Genomic DNA, 17088 nt, shown 5'->3' with positions numbered 1-17088 from the left:
ACGCCGGGGCCGGAGCGGGGCGGCGTTCTGAGCGGAGCGGCAGCGGCGAACTGTCAGGCCGCGGCGGCGAGTTGCTTGCGCCAGCGCATGAACAGCCGCGGCTGGTTCATCCCGAGGACGGCGACCGGTTGCCCGGCGCGCCGGTAGACGGCCAGGACGTTGCGGTCGTCCCGGGCGCCTTCCTCGATCGTCACGCTGTCGGCACCGGCCGCGTGACCGGCGAACTGGATCTTGACGCCGTACTGGTCGGACCAGAAGTACGGCGGCCTCGGCGCGGCCGGTTCCACCGCGCCGCCGGCCAGCAGCGCGGCCACGGCCGCGTCGGGCCGCTCGCGGGCGCCGGTCCAGTGCTCGACGCGGCGGTGCAGGCCCGCGCGCGGGTCGTACCAGGAGGCGCAGTCACCGACCGCGACCACCCCGGCCAGGGCGGTGCGGCCGTCGCTGCCGCAGACGACTCCGTCGGCGAGTTCGACGCCGGAGCCCGCGAGCCACTCGACGCACGGGCGGGCGCCGACGCCCACGACGACGAGGTCGGCGGGCAGGCTGCGGCCGTCCTCCAGCAGGACGGCCTCGACGCGACTCCCGCCGCTCAGTTCCTTGACCCCGACTCCGCACAACAGCCGTACGCCGTGGTCCGCGTGGAGGGCGGAGACGATCCCGCCCATGGTGGCGCCGAGCGGCCCGGCCAGCGGGGTGGGGGCGGCTTCGACGACGGTCACGTCGAGTCCGAGGGCATACGCGGTGGAGGCGACCTCGGCGCCGATGAAGCCGCCGCCGATCACCACCAGGCGTCCGCCCAGGGCGAGTTCGTCGCGCAGGGCGCGGGCGTCGTCCAGGGTGCGCAGGGTGTGCACCCCGGCGAGGCCCGCGGTGCCGGGGAGGGTGCGGGCGGCGGCGCCGGTCGCGATGACGACGCCGTCCGCCCGTACCTCGCTGCCGTCGGCGAGCCGTACGGCGCGCTGCGGGCCGTCGAGGCCGGTGGCGCGGACGCCGAGCAGCCAGTCGGCCCGCAGGTCCTCGTCGTCCGGCTCCAGTGCGAGGTCCGCCTCGCCCAGGGAGCCGGCCAGGAACTCCTTGGACAACGGCGGTCTGTCGTAGGGGCGGTGGAGTTCGTCGCCGATGACGACGAGCCGTCCGTCGTAGCCCCGCTTGCGCAGGGAGCGCGCCGCCGACAGGCCGGCGAGCGAGGCGCCGACCACGGCGACGGTTTTCACGCGGGTCCCCCGGCGAGCCGGGCGGCCACGCAGGGCGGCAGGTTGGGCGCGTCCGTGGAGAGCTGGACGTAGATCATCCCGTCCTCGACCCGGACCTCGTGGGTGCGCACCGGGCGCTTGGCCGGCGGGGCGTCGACGGCACCGGTGCGCAGGTCGAACTTCGAGGCGTGCAGCGGGCATTCGACCTCGCAGCCCTCCAGCCAGCCGTCGGCGAGCGAGGCGTCCTGATGGGTGCAGGTGTCGTCGATGGCGAAGACCTCGCCGTCGTCGGTGTGGAACACCGAGACCGGCGGATCGATGTCGAGCCGGTAGGCCTCGCCTCGGGGGAGATCCACGAGACGGCACGCGGGAATCATCATGACACCTCGGTGCGTATAGCGAAACGGATTGCGGTGAACGCAACGTCAGTGTGGGGGCGCCCGCAAACCCTTGTCAAGGAGTCCAGAAGACGGACACATACGGGGTTCGGGGTTGCTTCATATGCAACGCTGTGCGCGATGGAGAACGTCACAGCACCACCACGGAGCGCAGCACCTCACCGCGGTGCATCTTCTCGAACGCCTTCTCCACGTCCCCGAGGCCGATGGTCTCGGAGACGAAGGCGTCGAGGTCGAAGCGTCCCGACAGATAGAGGTCGATGAGGGCCGGGAAGTCCCGTGAGGGGAGGCAGTCGCCGTACCAGGACGACTTCAGCGCGCCGCCGCGGCCGAAGACGTCGAGCAGCGGGAGTTCCAGCTTCATCTCCGGGGTCGGGACCCCGACCAGGACGACCGTGCCGGCGAGGTCGCGGGCGTAGAAGGCCTGCTGGTACGTCTCCGGGCGGCCCACCGCCTCGACGACGACGTCGGCGCCGAAGCCGCCGGTCAGTTCACGGATCGCCTCGACGGGGTCGTTCTCGCGGGAGTCGACGGTGTGGGTGGCACCCATCCCCGGGGCCCGCTCCAGCTTCCGCGGGTCGACGTCGACGGCGATGACCTTGGTCGCGCCGGCGAGGCGGGCCCCCGCGACGGCGGCCATGCCGACCCCGCCGCAGCCGATGACGGCGACGGAGTCGCCGCGGCCGACGGCACCGGTGTTCACGGCCGCGCCGAAGCCCGCCATGACCCCGCAGCCGAGCAGTCCCGCGGCGGTGGCCAGGGCCGCCGGGTCCACCTTGGTGCACTGGCCGGCCGCGACGAGGGTCTTCTCGGCGAAGGCGCCGATGCCCAGGGCGGGGGCGAGCGGGGTGCCGTCGAGCAGGGTCATGGGCTGGGTGGCGTTGTGGGTGGCGAAGCAGTACCAGGGCTTGCCCTTGCTGCACGCCCGGCAGGTGCCGCACACCGCCCGCCAGTTGAGGATGACGAAGTCACCGGGTTCGAGGCCGGTGACTCCTTCCCCGACGGCTTCGACGCGTCCGGCCGCCTCGTGCCCCAGCAGGAAGGGGAAGTCGTCGTTGATCCCGCCCTCCCGGTAGTGCAGATCGGTGTGGCAGACCCCGCACGCCTCGACCTTCACCAGCGCCTCGCCGGGGCCGGGGTCGGGGACGACGATCGTCTCGACGGAGACCGGGGCGCCCTTCGCCCGGGCGACGACAGCACGAACCTCATGAGCCATGGGTCACTCCTCCGACTGCACTCTCGGTTGCCTCATTCGCGACACGTACCGCTATGCGCAACCGAGCATCGGGGAGCCCGAGCCGGGGGTCAAGAGGTCGGTTCCGGCCGGGGGGAGGGGGACGACGGCGACGGGACCGCGACGGCGCACCGCCCCGACGAGGGACACCCGCCGTTCCGGGCCCGCCCCCGCCAAGGAGGCAGGTACATCAGCCGTTCCCGACCACGACTACGGCCCCGCCCTCGCCCGCGTCGGGGAGGCGCGCACCCGCCGTCCCCCAACACGGCCCCGCCGGGGCGGCGGGCACACAGGCCGCCCCTCACCCACCACGGGAGCCGACCCCCGCCGTCACTCCCCCACGTACGCCGCCAGATGCTCCGCCGTGAGCGTGCCGCGTGTGGCCACCAGTTCCGCCGGTGTCCCCTCGAAGACGATGCGGCCGCCGTCGTGGCCCGCGCCCGGGCCGAGGTCGATGATCCAGTCGGCGTGGGCCATGACCGCCTGGTGGTGCTCGACGACGATGACGGACTTGCCGGAGTCGACGAGGCGGTCGAGCAGGCCCAGCAACTGCTCCACGTCGGCGAGGTGGAGGCCGGTGGTCGGCTCGTCGAGGATGTAGACGCCGCCCTTGTCCCCCATGTGGGTCGCCAGCTTCAGCCGCTGCCGCTCACCCCCGGACAGCGTGGTGAGCGGCTGCCCGAGCGTGAGGTAGCCGAGCCCGACGTCCGACAGCCGCTCCAGGATCCTGTGCGCGGCCGGCGTCCGCGCCTCACCGGTGCTGAAGAACTCCTCCGCCTCCGTCACCGGCATCGCGAGCACCTCGCTGATGTCCCGCCCGCCGAGGTGGTACTCCAGCACGGAGGCCTGGAACCGCTTCCCCTCGCACTCCTCACAGGTCGTCGCGACCCCGGCCATCATCGCGAGGTCGGTGTAGACGACCCCGGCACCGTTGCAGGTCGGACACGCCCCCTCGGAGTTCGCGCTGAACAGCGCCGGCTTCACACCGTTGACCTTCGCGAACGCCTTCCGGATCGGTTCGAGGAGTCCGGTGTACGTCGCCGGGTTGCTGCGCCGCGAGCCGCGGATCGCCCCCTGGTCCACGGACACGACCCCCTCCGCGGCCGGGATCGACCCGTGCACCAGCGAGCTCTTGCCGGAGCCCGCGACCCCGGTGATCACGGTCAGCACCCCGAGCGGGATGTCGACGTCGACGTCCTGGAGGTTGTGCGTGTTCGCGCCCCGGATCTCCAGCGCGCCGGTCGCCTTGCGGACCGTGTCCTTGAGGCCGGCCCGGTCGTCGAAGTGCCGCCCGGTGACGGTCCCACTCCCCCGCAGCCCCTCCACCGTGCCCTCGAAGCAGACCGAACCGCCCGCCGTACCGGCACCGGGGCCGAGGTCGACGACATGGTCGGCGATCACGATCGTCTCCGGCTTGTGCTCCACGACCAGCACCGTGTTGCCCTTGTCCCGCAGGCGCAGCAGCAGGTTGTTCATGCGCTGGATGTCATGGGGGTGCAGCCCGATCGTCGGCTCGTCGAAGACGTAGGTGACATCGGTGAGCGAGGAGCCGAGGTGGCGGATCATCTTGGTGCGCTGCGCCTCACCCCCGGACAGCGTGCCCGAGGGCCGGTCCAGGGAGAGATAGCCGAGCCCGATCTCCACGAAGGAGTCGAGGGTCTCCCCCAGCGCCGTCAGCAGCGGCCCGACCGAGGGTTCCTTCAGTGCCCGCACCCACTCGGCGAGGTCGCTGATCTGCATCGCGCAGGCGTCGGCGATGCTGATGCCCTTGATCTTCGAGGACCGGGCGCCCTCGTTGAGCCGGGTGCCCTCGCAGTCGGGGCACACCATGAAGGTGATCGCCCGGTCCACGAACTCCCGGATGTGCGGCTGCATCGACTCGCGGTCCTTGGCCAGCATCGACTTCTGGATCCGCGGCACGAGACCCTCGTAGGTCATGTTGATGCCCGCGATCTTCATGCGGGTCGGCTCGCGGTACAGGAAGTCCTGGAGCTCGCGCTTGGTGTACTTCCGGATCGGCTTGTCCGGGTCGTAGAAGCCGGACTCGCTGTAGAGCCGGTACCCCCAGCCGCCGGCCTTGTAGCCGGGGATCGTCAGCGCGCCCTCGTTGAGCGACTTGGAGTCGTCGTAGAGCTGGGTGAGGTCGATGTCGTTGACCGTGCCCCGGCCCTCGCAGCGCGGGCACATGCCGCCGACGATGCTGAAGCTGCGCCGCTCCTTCACGGTCTGCCCGCCGCGCTCCACGGTCACCGCGCCCGCCCCGCTGATGGAGGCGACGTTGAAGGAGAACGCCTTGGGCGAGCCGATGTGCGGGGTGCCGAGTCGGCTGAAGAGGATGCGCAGCATCGCGTTGGTGTCGGTGACGGTGCCGACGGTGGAGCGCGGGTCGCCGCCGAGGCGCTGCTGGTCGACGGTGATCGCGGTGGTCAGCCCGTCGAGGACGTCGACCTCGGGCCGGGCGAGCGTCGGCATGAAGCCCTGCACGAAGGCGCTGTAGGTCTCGTTGATCAGCCGCTGGGACTCGGCGGCGATGGTGTCGAACACCAGCGAGCTCTTGCCGGAGCCGGAGACTCCGGTGAAGACCGTGAGCCGGCGCTTCGGGATCTCGATGCTGACGTCCTTGAGGTTGTTCTCGCGTGCCCCGTGCACGCGGATCAGGTCGTGGCTGTCAGCGGCGTGCCGGTCGCCCGAAGTGGCCTTGCCCATGGTCTTTCGTCCTCCCGTTTCGACGACTTCGAACACTATGTCGAGGCGCGCGTCTCAGCGCAGCTCCTGGACCCGGATCATGTTGCCCGCGGGGTCGAGGAAGGCGCAGTCCCGCACGCCGTACGGCTGCTCGATCGGCTCCTGGATCACCTCGGCGCGGGCCTGGAGCCACTCGAAGACGGCGTCGAGGTCGGGGGTGGTGAGCAGCAGCCCGGGGCCGTCGCCCGCCGGGTGCAGCACCACCGAGGTGTCGGACCGGCCGGCGGGACCGACCGTGATCCGGCGCGTCCCGTCCCGGCCGACGTCACCGCGGACCTCGAAGCCCAGCACGTCCCGGTAGAAGGCCAGGGAGGCCTCCGGGTCGTCGTGCGGGAGGAAGCTCGCCCGAAGGGTGATGTCCATGTGCGCCACGCTAGCCACGGCCCCCGGCCGGCGCTTCTCGAATCCTGACCGGTCTACCCGTCCCGGCGCACCAGGCCCGCGATGTGCGCGGTGACCGTGTCGAGGATGTCCGCCCAGGCCGCCGCGTCGCCGAGGACCAGGTAGTTCAGGGTCAGCCCGTCGGTCATCGCCGCGAGATAGCGGGCCAGGACGGACACGGGCACCCTCAGCTCCAGCTCCATGTCCTTGCGGAGCTGCTCGATGAGCTCGGCGTAGGCCTCGCCGTACAGCTCGTACTGGCGTCGGGCGAGGTGCTCGAAGCCGGGCTCGCGCAGCGCGTACTGGGTGAGCTCGTAGGTCAGCATGTGCGCCTCGGGGTTGGCGCGGACGTGGTCCCAGTAGGCCCGGAAACCGGCGGCGACGGTCTCCTCCAGGGTGGCCCTGGGGCGCAGCGCCTCCTGGACCACGCTCACCGAGTGGTCGGTGAGCGTGGTGATCACGGCTTCGAGGAGGGCCTGCTTGGAGTCGAAGCAGTAGTGGAAGACGCTCAGGGACACCCCGGCCTCGGCGGCGATGGACCGGGTCGTCGTCTTCGCGACGCCGTCCCGGGCCATCGCCCTGATCGCTGCTTCCGTCAGCTGTCTGCGCCGCTCGGCCGACGGCATGCGTGCCATGCGTGTTCCTCGCTGTCGAACGGATCAGCCGCTGTGGATGCCCACCTCGTAGAGCGAGTATCCCCAGTCGGTGCCACGCCCCAGGCCGTGCACGCGGACGTAACGGGCCGGTGTCCCCGCGAACTTGGCGGTGTCGAGACCGCCGTCACCCGAGGTGGTGGACCAGGCGGTGGTCCAGTTGGTGCCGTCCGTCGACAGCTCGATCCGGTACGCCTTGCCGTACGCCCGCTCCCAGTCGAGCGTGACCTTGGAGACCAGGTTGGTGGAGCCCAGGTCGACCTGCCACCACTGGTCGTCGCTCCAGTCGCTCGCCCAGCGGCTGGAGTCGTCGCCGTCCACGGCCCGCCCCGGCTGGTAGCTGGTGAAGGGGTTGGACTCGGACGAACTGGCCGTGGCGGTCCGCCCGTCGGCGAGGTTCACGGACGCCTGGTGCCGCTCGGAGGCGCCCCACGTGTCGAGGTAGGACTCGGCGCCCCGGAACAGGTCGTCGACCACGTCCTGACCGCCGACGAGCCGGATGTCCTCGATCCAGTCGGGGATCAGGCCGACGTGCGCGGCCCCGTCGGTGTTGAAGTCGAAGGTGCGCTGCCCGGAGACCTGCTTGTCGATCACCGAGCCGCCGTCGACGCTCTTGAAGGGGTACGTCACCTTGTTCGCGGCGTTCGCCCCGCGCGGTGCCGGGTGGTCGCCGATGCCGTTGAAGTCGGTGCCGTAGCCGTATCCGACGCCGTACTTGTCGCGCAGGGCGTTCGTACGCTTCGCCTCGGCGGCGAACCCTTCGGAGCCGTGCATGTACTGGGCGACGAACCCGCCCAACGAGTAGACCCGCTCGGTCCAGTTGAGGTCCATCCAGCTGTGCGAGGACAGCACGCCCGGGTAGTTGGCGGCCTCGAAGATGTCGAGGACCTGACCGGTGGCCTTGACGCTCATGTGGTCGATCTCGAGCATCATCTTGCGTTTCATCATGCCCCGCACGGCGTACTCGCCGAGATCGGTGAGCCCCCGGACATTGCACTGCGCGGCCTTGTCGTACGACGGGACCTCGACGCCGGCCGGCAGGTCCTCCTCGGCCTCGGAGGCCGCCGTGCCGATGGGGTTGTCGTGCTGCGGGCCCTTGCAGGCCTCGGTCTGCCAGAAGGTGCCGGTGGACAGGAACTGGCCGACGTTGATGGCGGTTCCGAGGCCGCCCTCGTCGAAGCGGACCCCGCACAGGGCGTTGTCGAACTTGTGGCAAAGGAACATGGAGCGCACACCGAGCCCGTACAGCTCGTCGAGGCCCTTGTCGATGTCCGCCTTGCTGCACTGCCCGATGTCGAGGATCTGCTTGCAGCCGAACGGCTCGGAGGTCTCGACGCCGAGGACGACGGCCAACTTGCCCTGCTGGATCACCTGTCGGGCCTGTGCGCTGTCGGTGACGATCCGGAACCAGCCCTTGCCGGTGCCGCCGTACATCTTGTCGATGTAGGCCTGAAGGTCGTAAGTGAGCTTGGCCTGGAGGCGGATCGAGGTCATCTCGTCACAACCGCGGTCCTTGAACGGGTAGACGGAGCAGATCATCCCGTTGGTGACGAGGTCGTTGACGAGCACCCGCTGGCCGCCGCGCCAGGCCCGCTCCACCCAGGCGTAGTAGTTGGCCTGGTGGGTCATCGAGTCGTACGCCGGCCAGTCCTTGAAGGTGGGCCAGCCGGTCGGGTCGTGCTTGCCGTCGCCGCCGTGGGTGATGTAGTCGAAGATCGCCAGGGTGCCGTCGGGGTAGTGCTCGGGGCAGTCCTTGAGCGCGTCGGCGACCCCGGCCTCGGAGAACACCTTGCCGCAGATCAGCCGCCCGCCGAAGGCCTCGTTGGAGAAGAGGTGGTTGTGCGCGTCGACGAACCCCTTGACCTCACCTGCCGAGTTGGTGCCCGTGAAGGGCGCTCCGGTCACGTTGACCTGGACGTCGGGGGTGGGCCTGGCGGTCGGGGTCCACCAGTCGGTGGCCGCCGAGCTCGGCGTGGGGCCGAGGATCGCGGCCAGCACCAGGAAGAGCACGGAGACGACAGTGAGGTTCTTGCGTCTGCGGCAGGAGCGTCCAGTCACGGCCCACGTCCCTCGGTCGGCGGGGGCGCCGTCGACCGAGGGCGTTTTGACTGCCCTTGGGATTGTCATGACCGGCGCAATATGTGCGTCGAGGATCGCGACTGAGCGCGTTCCGAGTCAAGAGTCCGGGACAGTTGACCTGATACCCGGGGTCCATCAACCGTTCACGCAGGCTGCCCCGTTGAGGGTGAACGCGCTGGGCGCGGTGTTCGTGGACCCCTTGCTGCCGATGAAGCCGACGGTCACCGAACCCCCGGCGGGAATGGTGTTGGTGTACGAGGCCGGGGTGACGGTCACCGCGCCACCGCTCTGCGCGGCGGTGCCGCCCCACATGGTGGAGACGGTCTGCCCGTCCGCGAAGGAGAAGCCCAGCTTCCAGCCGGTGACTGCGGCGGTACCCGTGTTCCGGATGGCGATCTCGCCCTGGAAGCCACCGGGCCAGTCGCCGACCACGCGGTAGCCGACCGAGCAGCTTCCGGCGGGCGTGGCGGTGGTGGTGACGCTCACCGCGGCCGAGCGGGCCGACTTGTTGCCGGCCGCGTCCCGTGCGTAAACGGCAAAGGAGTAGGCGGTGTTGGCGCTCAGGCCGGTCACCGTCACCGAGGTGCCGGTGGCGGAGGCGACCGTGGTCTCGGTACCGCCGCTGACGCGCACGACGTCGTAACCGGTGACGCCAACGTTGTCAGTGGACGCCGTCCAGGTGAGGCGGGCGGAGGAAGCCGTCACCGCGGACGCGGTCGGGGTGCCGGGGGCGGTCGGGGCCTGGGAGTCGGTGGAGCCGCCGGCGAAGACCGTGGCTTCCTTGGCGGTCTGCGCGATGCCGTTGGCGCCCGTGAAGATGCGCTGACCCCATGACGTCATCTGCGCCGGGTCGAAGTTGAGGACGAGGTCGAGGATCGGGTCCGTGTTGCCGCTCCAGGACCAGGCGAGGTAGCCGAGCTTGAGCTGTTGGGCGGTCGCCATCATGGTGTCCTCGTCGGGATCGCCCCACTGGTCGGCGGGGCCGCCGAACTCTCCGATGAGGATGGGCAGTTTGGCGCTGACGAAGGCGTTCAGGTAATCGGTGATCTCGGCCGCGGTGTCGAAGACGCTGTACATGTGGATGGAGAAGATCAGGTTGCCGGTGGTGTCGGCGGCGTACACCGACTGGGCGTTCGTGCGCATGACCTGCTGCCAGTCCTGGCCCCAGTTGGGCGCGTCGACCATGATCGTGTGCTCGAAGCCGGCGTTGCGGAGCTTCTGGATCGCGGCGATGGTCGGGGCGGTCCAGCCCGCCGGGTCGGTGTTGCCCCAGGGCTCGTTGCCGATGTTGATGATGATGTAGTTCTCCTGGCCGGCGAGCACGTTCTTCAGGCCGATCCAGTAGTCGGCGGCCTGGTCGAGGGTGCCGGCGGCGCTCTCCTCGCCGTAGCCGGTGGTGTCGTGCACCTCCAGGACGCAGATGAGCTTGTTCGCCTTGCACTGGGCGATGACGTTGGCCACGTCGGTAGCGCTGTTGGCGGTCCAGCGGTGGCCGTCGGCGAGGACCACGCGGACGGTGTTGGCGCCCTGCGCCTTGATGTCGGCCAGCGAATCCAGCTCGTTGGGGTACCAGGTGTGGGCGTGGTTGACGCCGCGCATGACGAAGTCGTTGCCGTTGCCCTCGACCAGGCGGCCGTTGCTGATATGCAGACCCGTGGCCTGGGTGCCGGGCTCGACGGCGGCGTGGGCGGTGCCGGGGACGAGGGCGCCGAGCACCACGAGTCCGACGAGGGCCGCCAGTCTGGCCAGGAGGCGGCTTAAGGGGCTCTTTCGTGTTCTTCTCACTGCGGCTCCAGGGGTGGGTGGGGCAGTCGAAAAGGGCATGGGAGCGCTCCCATAGAAGCCACTATGCCAAGTACACGTCAAGACGCACGACGGCAAAGGGCGGGGCGCAGGGCGGGACATGGGCGGGGCGTAGGGCGGTACGCAGGGCGGGACATGGGCGGGGCGTAGGGCGGTACGCAGGGCGGGACATGAGCGCGGCGTAGGGCGGTAGGCAGGGTGGGACTTGGGCGGAACATAGGGTGGCGAACCTCGATCACCACACCCTGGAGGCACCTTGACCAGCCGCCCCGTCGACCCCGACGCCGTGAACGCCGAGGCCTGGCACGCCTACGGCGACCACCATCTGCGGCGCGGCACGGTCCTGCCGGAGTCGGAGCGGTTCGACTGGGGCTTCTGGGGCACGGGGCCGGGCGCGGAGATCCTCGGCGAACTCGCCGGGCGACGGGTGCTGGACCTCGGCTGCGGCCCGGCCCGGCACGCGGCGCACCTGGTCCGCACGTACGGCGCCGCGGTGGACGCGGTCGACTCCTCCCCCACCCAGCACGAACGGGCCCGCGCCCGCTACGCCTCGCTGTCCGGCCTGCGCCTGATCAGGGCCGACGCCGTCGAGCACCTCGGCTCGACGGAGCCGTACGACGTCGTCTACTCCGTCAACGCGGTGCCGTACATCGACCCCCGCCGCCTGCTGCCCGCCCTGGCCGGGGCCCTGCGCCCCGGCGGAACGCTCTGCTTCACGGTGCTGCACACCAACTCCCGCGGTGACGGCCCCTCGACGGCCGTCGAGTCCCGCCCCGAGGTGCTGCGGCTCGCCGGGGGCGGCGAGGTGGACGTGCGGATGTGGGTGCTGACACCGGAGCTCTGGACGGACCTGCTCGCGGAGCACGGGCTGCGGGTCGAGGGCATCGACGTCCTCGACGCACCGGACGAGGGCAACCACGCCTCGTACCGGATCTTCCGGGCGACCCGCCCGGTCCGGGTCTCCTCCCGCCCGCGCGGCAGCCGCCCGCCCGTCCCGCACGCGGCGATCGGGGTCGGCGCCATCCTCCACGGCCCCCGCGGACTGCTCCTCGGCCGGCACCTGCGCGGCACCTGGGAGCTGCCCGGCGGCACGGTGGAGCCCGGGGAGTCCTTGGAGGAGACCGTGGTGCGCGAACTCCGCGAGGAGACGGGAATCGAGTCCCGCCCCACCGACGTACGGCTCCTGGGCACGCTCCTCGACGACGTCGACGGGGTGGTCCGGATGACCGTCGCGAGCGAGGTCACCGCCTGGCGGGGCGAACCGTCCGACCAGCCCGACGAACGCGTCGGCGACTGGCGCTGGTTCCCCCTGGACCGCCTCCCGGAGAACCTGTTCGTGTGCAGCGCCCAGGGCCTGACGGCGTGGCGCCCGGAGCTGCCGATCGACCATGCTGCGGCGCACTTCACGCGGTACGCCGGCTAGTCGTGGAGCGGCCCCGGACGGTTGGCGGGCGCGCCGGGAGACGGTCGTCTCCCGGCGCGCCCGCCGCTCAGAGGCGCTCGGCGGACGTCACAGCAGTTGTCTGTTCAGAGCGTCGGCCTCCTCGGGCGTGAGCGCGTAGTTCCAGGCTTGGACGTGGCTGACGGCGCCGGGTGTGAAGTCGGTGGCCGCTCCGTCGTACTTGCCACGGCCGACGGCGAAGGGACCGGATGAGCTCCAGGAGACGGCTCCGGTGGCGGTGGCTGCGAGGGCACCGTTGACGTACAACTTCGCCGTCCGGGTGGTGGCGTCGTAGGTGCCGACGAGGTTGGTCCAGGTGCCCGCGGTGGCACCGGACGAGTAGGCGTTCCAGAACCCGGCGTCGGCGGTGTCGCTCTGGCTGAGGCTGAACGACCAGCCAGGGGTGCCGCCGGCGGCGTTGTACTGGAGCATGAAGGGGCTGGTCTGGCTGCCGTCCTGGGCGGCGATCGTGGCGTTGTGGGTGGGCAGGGACGACAGCTTGACCCACGCCGAGACGGAGTAGCTGCGGGTGGTGTCCAGCGCGCCGGCGCCGGTCGTGGCGCAGCCGCTGGTCCCGTCGAGGCTCAGCACCTCACCACGGGTCGTGTCGTTGGTCCAGGTCGTGCCTCCGCTCAGGGTCAGCGGATTGTTGCCCACCGTCGTGTCGGGCATCGCGTAGGCGGTGTCGGTGGGCGCGGTGTCGTTGGCGAAGGTGTAGCCGTCGCCGTCGTCCAGGTTCCAGCTGTGGTGCGGTGAGTAGTACGTTCCGACGGTCGTTCCGACACCTGCCGTGCTCAGGTTGACGTGGTCGCCGGAGTCCGCGGCGGGCGCGAGCTTCTCCTCGCCGTTCACGCTGTCGGGGACGGCGAGAGCTGCGTCCACGTCGGCGACGTAGACCGGTGGTGTGTCCCACCAGCCGCCGAGGTTGTCACCGCGCAGCCAGTCATTGACGGCCGCGCGCTGGGCGTCCACCGTTGCGGTGCACGGATCGCTGAACGAGCCGCCGCCCCCGGCGTACCCGTCGCACGGGGTGAGCGTGGTCAGGGTGGTACCGATGCCCCAGGCGCGGAGTTGCTGGACGAGTGCCGTGTAGCCGTTGGTCTCCAGGTCGTCACTGGTCCGACCGGACTGGACGACGTCCTCGAGTCCTTCGTAGAGCAGCACGTCGTTGATACCCGGTTGATCGAGGATGTCGCGGTCGATTCGGGCCAGGACCGATGTGCCGCCCATCAGTTCGTCGTCGTCGGTCGTCGCGGGATCGCCGTCGGCGTCGTCGATGTACGGGTTGTCCTTCATGAGCTGGTTGCCTTCGATTCCCTCGGCCAGACTTCCGAAGGACTGTCCCGTGGTGGAACCCGCCTGGGCCAGCGAAGACGCCGGAAGGACCGTGCTGAGACGGGTGTTCGGTTCGAACGGGTCGACGAGGCTGTCACCCACCACCGCGCGGGTGGGCGCGCCTGCCGTGGTGACGTCCAGTCCGGTAACGAGGTTGGTGAAAGACCCGTTCACCGTCGTGGTTCCGGTCGTGAACGGAGTGCCCGTGGTGTCGAGTGTCTTGTCGCCGGTGTCGCTGGCGGCGATGTACTCGTAGCTCGGGTCCGCCCAGGAGTGTTCGACCAGGTAGGGCACGTAGTTGGACAGGTGGAAGGAGACGAGCAGGTATTGGTTGGCCGTGGCACTGAATGTAAGCGGATCGCTGTACACCATTCCGCCTGCGGGAATGGTCACGGCCTGGCTGCCGCCGAACGTCAGCGTGGTCGGGGTCGCGGCCGGCACCGCTGACGGCGCACCGGCGTTCGAGGACCGAGCGACGGTCACATGCGCGATCGACAGCTTGTGGTCCCCGATCGCATTGTCCAGTTTCACACGGACGGTGTTGCCGGAGACGGACGGCCTCATGGCGATGCGGAACGACTGGTCCTGGTAACCCCCTTCGAGGTCGATCTGCGACTCGGTGGGACTGGCCCACGCCCCAGTCCAGGACTGGCCGATGGGGGCTGCGACGCTGGTTCCGTTGGCCTCCGCGGTGCGGCTGGTGGTGTTACGCGTGGCCAGGGAGAACACATGCAGCGACGGCGTGTGGTTGCCGATCTTGTTGCCGACGTCGGGCAGGGTGACCGACGCGATGGTCCTGGAGGGGTCCAGGGGGACGGAGAACGCGTACAGCCGCCGCTTGCTGGCGGTCTGGCCGCTCGCGTTGTTGCGGTGCGGGAGGATCACCGCGGCGATCGAGTCGTCGGTGACGGTCCAGCCGGGCACCGTCAGGGCGTACGAAGTGGACGTGCCGTCGGTGTAGTTGACCGTGCCGGTAGCGGCGCACGGCCCGTCGGGCGTGGTCCCGGTGAAGCAGTAGGTGCCGGTCACGGCGCTGCCGGCGGGCACGTACGGTGCGGTGGCCTGGCCGTTGATGGCGCCGGGGTCGGTGAAGTTGGAGTACGACGACGAGGCCAGGAACTCCAGGGCGTTGCCGGAACCGCTGTACGTGACGGTCTGGTTGGCGGCCAGCACGTTGTCCTTCTGCCCGGACCCGAAGGCGGGCAGCGTGAAGGTGGCGCCGTCGATGGTGACCTTGCCGCCGGACGTCCAGCCGACGTTGTTCAGGTCGGTGGCGGAGTAGCTGCTGCCGGTGCCGTCCATGTCGGCCTGCGACGGAGTGGCGTCAGCGCTGATGCCGGTGTTGTTGTAACAGGCGGTCAGGCTCGCGCAGGTGGTCGGGGTGTGACCGGTGGCCAGGAAGCGGTAGGGGTGGGTGGCGGAGAAGTCGCCGGCCGCGTCGATGGCGTAGACGTACAGCGTGTGCGGGCCGGGGGCGTACGGAGTGACGGTCACCTTGCCCGCGTTGCTGGTGGCGGGGACGGTCTGGGAGGCCGGCGGGCTGACGGTGGGGTCGAGGCCGACGTCGAGCGAGTAGACGAACTTCGTGGCACTCGCGCCCCCGCTGGTCACCACGTCGAAGGTGCCCGCGGTGCCCGCCACCGCACCGGCCGCGCCCCCGTTGTCGGTGTCGGGGTAGAGGCTGTTCTCCGAGCTGACGGTCGGCTCGTCGGGAGCAGTGGGCTGGGCGACGAAGTGGCACGTCGAGGAGTAGGCGGTGGTGTCCTCTCCGTCGGTGACCTTCGCCTGCCAGTCGACGATCTTGCCATTGGTCAGGGCACTGGTGAAGCTCGAAGGCAGCGAGGCGGTGGCGTAGCTGCCGCTGGCGAGATTGTCGCCGCTGAGCACGGTGGCCTTGGTGGTCGAGCCGTCCACCCAGTACTGGAAGGTGGCCTGGAGCTTGTCGCCGTCGCCGTCACTGACCTTGGCCTTGAGCACCGGTGGGGTGGAGGCGATGGTCTTGCCCATGTACGGGTACGGCGCGATGGTGTCGCAGCCCGCCGAGTGCGCGCCGGAGACGGCGGACATGGTGCTCACGGCCGGCACGTTCGGGATGGTGTTGTAGAAGATCTCCAGGCTGGGATTGTCGGCGAAGCGGGAGAAGCCGGACGCGTTGTGGGCATCCTCGGCCGAGTCCTCCTTGAGCGTGACGGCGAACGTGGAGGAGTGCCCGAGGGCATCGGCCTTGATGGGAGTGAGCACGTTCAGCCCGTGCGTGACGTCACCGTTGGAGGGGCAGTAGGTGGGATTCCAGGCACGGGCGTACGAGGCCGACGTGGAGTAGCTGTTGAAGCCTGGCCGGTTCGACCAGTCGGTGCCCTTGCCGAAGCCGCCGGACCAGTGGAGGTTGACGGTGTAGCTGCTCGAGCAGGAGGCGGAGTAGACCTCGGTGGCGTTCACGGTGGCGGTGTTGATGTGCGCCCCGTAGAGGGTGGACGACAACTTCCACTGGTACAAGGCGTGTTCCAGACCGGCCGCACAGTCGCCCTCCGACCAGCCGTTGTAGCCCACGCCGAGCCGCCCCGAGTCGGACAGCGCGTCGGTCTTGTCGTAGAACGAGGTGTTGGGGCACCCCTGCTTGATCTCGTCGAAATGCGGGGCGGCCGGGTCGTACGGATGCCAGTTGAAGGTGGGATCCACGTACAGCGGGAACACCGTCCCGCGGCTGGTGAGCAGCCGGGTGTCCGGCTTCAGCACGAGCGACTTGGCGGAGGTGCTCAGTCCGACCGGTGCAAGGCGGGCGGCGAGCCCCGGGTGGCCTGCGTCCGAGGCGTCCGCCGCGACCTTGGCGCCTGGGGTCACACGGGTCGCGTGGGCGGGTCGCAGGGTGGTGTTGGAGTCCCACATCTGCGCGGCCGGGGCGTCCAGCACATCACGGCCGCGGGTGTCCAGCAGGCTCAGCCCGCCGTCCGGGGCACGGCGAAGTCCGCCTCCGGTGACCGTGGTGCCCAGCCTCAGGGACTTCACCGCGGGATCGGCGGCCGCCGCCCTGTTCTTGACCACCAGGGTGTCGGTGAAACCGCCGGCCGCGGTGGCCGCCACCACCAGGTCCACGCCGGGAAGTGCGTCACGGTAGGTGGCCGTCGTGCCCTTGACGACCGGGGCCGGCAGCCGCCCGGGCCAGGCGACGGACATGGTCGCGTGCCCGTAACTGGTGCTGACGAGAGGCGCGTTGCCGCCCGCGGAGAACGAGACGCTGCCGTACGCGGTCGCGGCCGGGGCCAGGCGCCCGCCCGCGGCGGGGCGCAGCCGCAGGTCGATCGGCACCCAGCGGCCGTGCTGCCTGGTGCGCACCGGCTTGGGATTGCTGTCCAGTTCGAAGCCGCCTCGGGGCAGCGCCCTCACCTGCTGCACCGGGGTGGTCAGGGCGGCGACCGCGACCTTGTTCCCGGAGCTCCGCGCGGCGGCACCGGCCCGCTCCATGGCGCGGCGCTCCGCCGGGGTGGGACCGAACCCGTCAGGGAGCGTAGGCAGGTTGGGGTCCTTCACGGGATGACTGGCGCGTGTCGCTGCCGTCTTGCCTGTGGTGGTCGGGGCCGAGGAGTCGCCGGCCCGTCCCTGACCGGCGGTCGCCTGCGCGGGCGCGACGCCGACCGCCAGAGCCAACGCCACCAGGCCGGTCAGCGCGGCCCGTCTCGCGCGCCATGACCCGTGACGACCGCCGCGCATGCGGTGAAGGTGCATGAAGAATCCTTTGCTCGCTGCTCCCGGGTGACAGCAGACGAACGTAGGAAGTGCGGCGCCTTCCGACTAGATGGAATGAGGCAGGATTTGAGCGCCCTTGCCA

At 70.3% G+C, this 17088-nt stretch carries 10 protein-coding genes; 1 reads left to right on the top strand and 9 read right to left on the bottom strand.

The window, feature by feature from the left end:
* Nucleotides 1–53: 53 nt before the first annotated feature.
* From OHN19_RS37495 to OHN19_RS37460, 8 genes are all read right to left on the bottom strand, one after another.
* Complete coding sequence (locus OHN19_RS37495; protein ID WP_330268446.1) at nt 54–1214, bottom strand: NAD(P)/FAD-dependent oxidoreductase; 1161 nt, start codon at nt 1212–1214, stop codon at nt 54–56.
* On the bottom strand, nt 1211–1573 hold the full coding sequence (locus OHN19_RS37490; RefSeq protein ID WP_330268445.1) for a bifunctional 3-phenylpropionate/cinnamic acid dioxygenase ferredoxin subunit: 363 nt from the start codon (nt 1571–1573) through the stop codon (nt 1211–1213). The genes OHN19_RS37495 and OHN19_RS37490 overlap by 4 nt, the downstream gene beginning before the upstream one ends.
* A 148-nt stretch (nt 1574–1721) precedes the next feature.
* Complete coding sequence (locus OHN19_RS37485; protein ID WP_330268444.1) at nt 1722–2807, bottom strand: S-(hydroxymethyl)mycothiol dehydrogenase; 1086 nt, start codon at nt 2805–2807, stop codon at nt 1722–1724.
* Between the two features lie 348 nt (nt 2808–3155).
* Nucleotides 3156–5531, bottom strand: a complete 2376-nt coding sequence (locus tag OHN19_RS37480; protein WP_330268443.1) for an excinuclease ABC subunit UvrA — start codon at nt 5529–5531, stop codon at nt 3156–3158.
* 54 nt (nt 5532–5585) lie between these two features.
* Nucleotides 5586–5933: a VOC family protein gene (locus OHN19_RS37475; protein WP_330268442.1), complete on the bottom strand. Its 348-nt coding sequence runs from the start codon at nt 5931–5933 to the stop codon at nt 5586–5588.
* Nucleotides 5934–5986: 53 nt separating this feature from the next.
* A complete protein-coding gene (locus OHN19_RS37470) occupies nt 5987–6586 on the bottom strand; it encodes a TetR/AcrR family transcriptional regulator (protein WP_330268441.1) in 600 nt (199 codons plus the stop codon).
* Between the two features lie 24 nt (nt 6587–6610).
* Nucleotides 6611–8662 (bottom strand): discoidin domain-containing protein, encoded by a 2052-nt coding sequence (locus OHN19_RS37465; RefSeq protein WP_330268440.1) that lies wholly within the window; start codon nt 8660–8662, stop codon nt 6611–6613.
* Nucleotides 8663–8818: 156 nt separating this feature from the next.
* Nucleotides 8819–10507: a cellulase family glycosylhydrolase gene (locus tag OHN19_RS37460; RefSeq protein WP_330268439.1), complete on the bottom strand. Its 1689-nt coding sequence runs from the start codon at nt 10505–10507 to the stop codon at nt 8819–8821.
* Nucleotides 10508–10742: 235 nt separating this feature from the next.
* Between OHN19_RS37460 and OHN19_RS37455 the strand changes: the two genes are divergently transcribed.
* Nucleotides 10743–11909 carry a bifunctional class I SAM-dependent methyltransferase/NUDIX hydrolase gene (locus OHN19_RS37455; protein WP_330268438.1) on the top strand — a complete coding sequence of 389 codons (1167 nt, stop codon included), beginning with the start codon at nt 10743–10745 and terminating at the stop codon, nt 11907–11909.
* An 87-nt stretch (nt 11910–11996) separates the two neighbouring features.
* Here OHN19_RS37455 and OHN19_RS37450 read toward each other — a convergent pair whose 3' ends face one another.
* On the bottom strand, nt 11997–16985 hold the full coding sequence (locus tag OHN19_RS37450) for a LamG-like jellyroll fold domain-containing protein (protein ID WP_330268437.1): 4989 nt from the start codon (nt 16983–16985) through the stop codon (nt 11997–11999).
* Nucleotides 16986–17088 lie beyond the last annotated feature (103 nt).

The organism is Streptomyces griseorubiginosus (assembly GCF_036345115.1).
GTDB lineage: Bacteria > Actinomycetota > Actinomycetes > Streptomycetales > Streptomycetaceae > Streptomyces > Streptomyces griseorubiginosus_C.
Note: the sequence above shows the minus strand (reverse complement) of the source record. Positions and strands in the feature narration are given on the sequence as shown.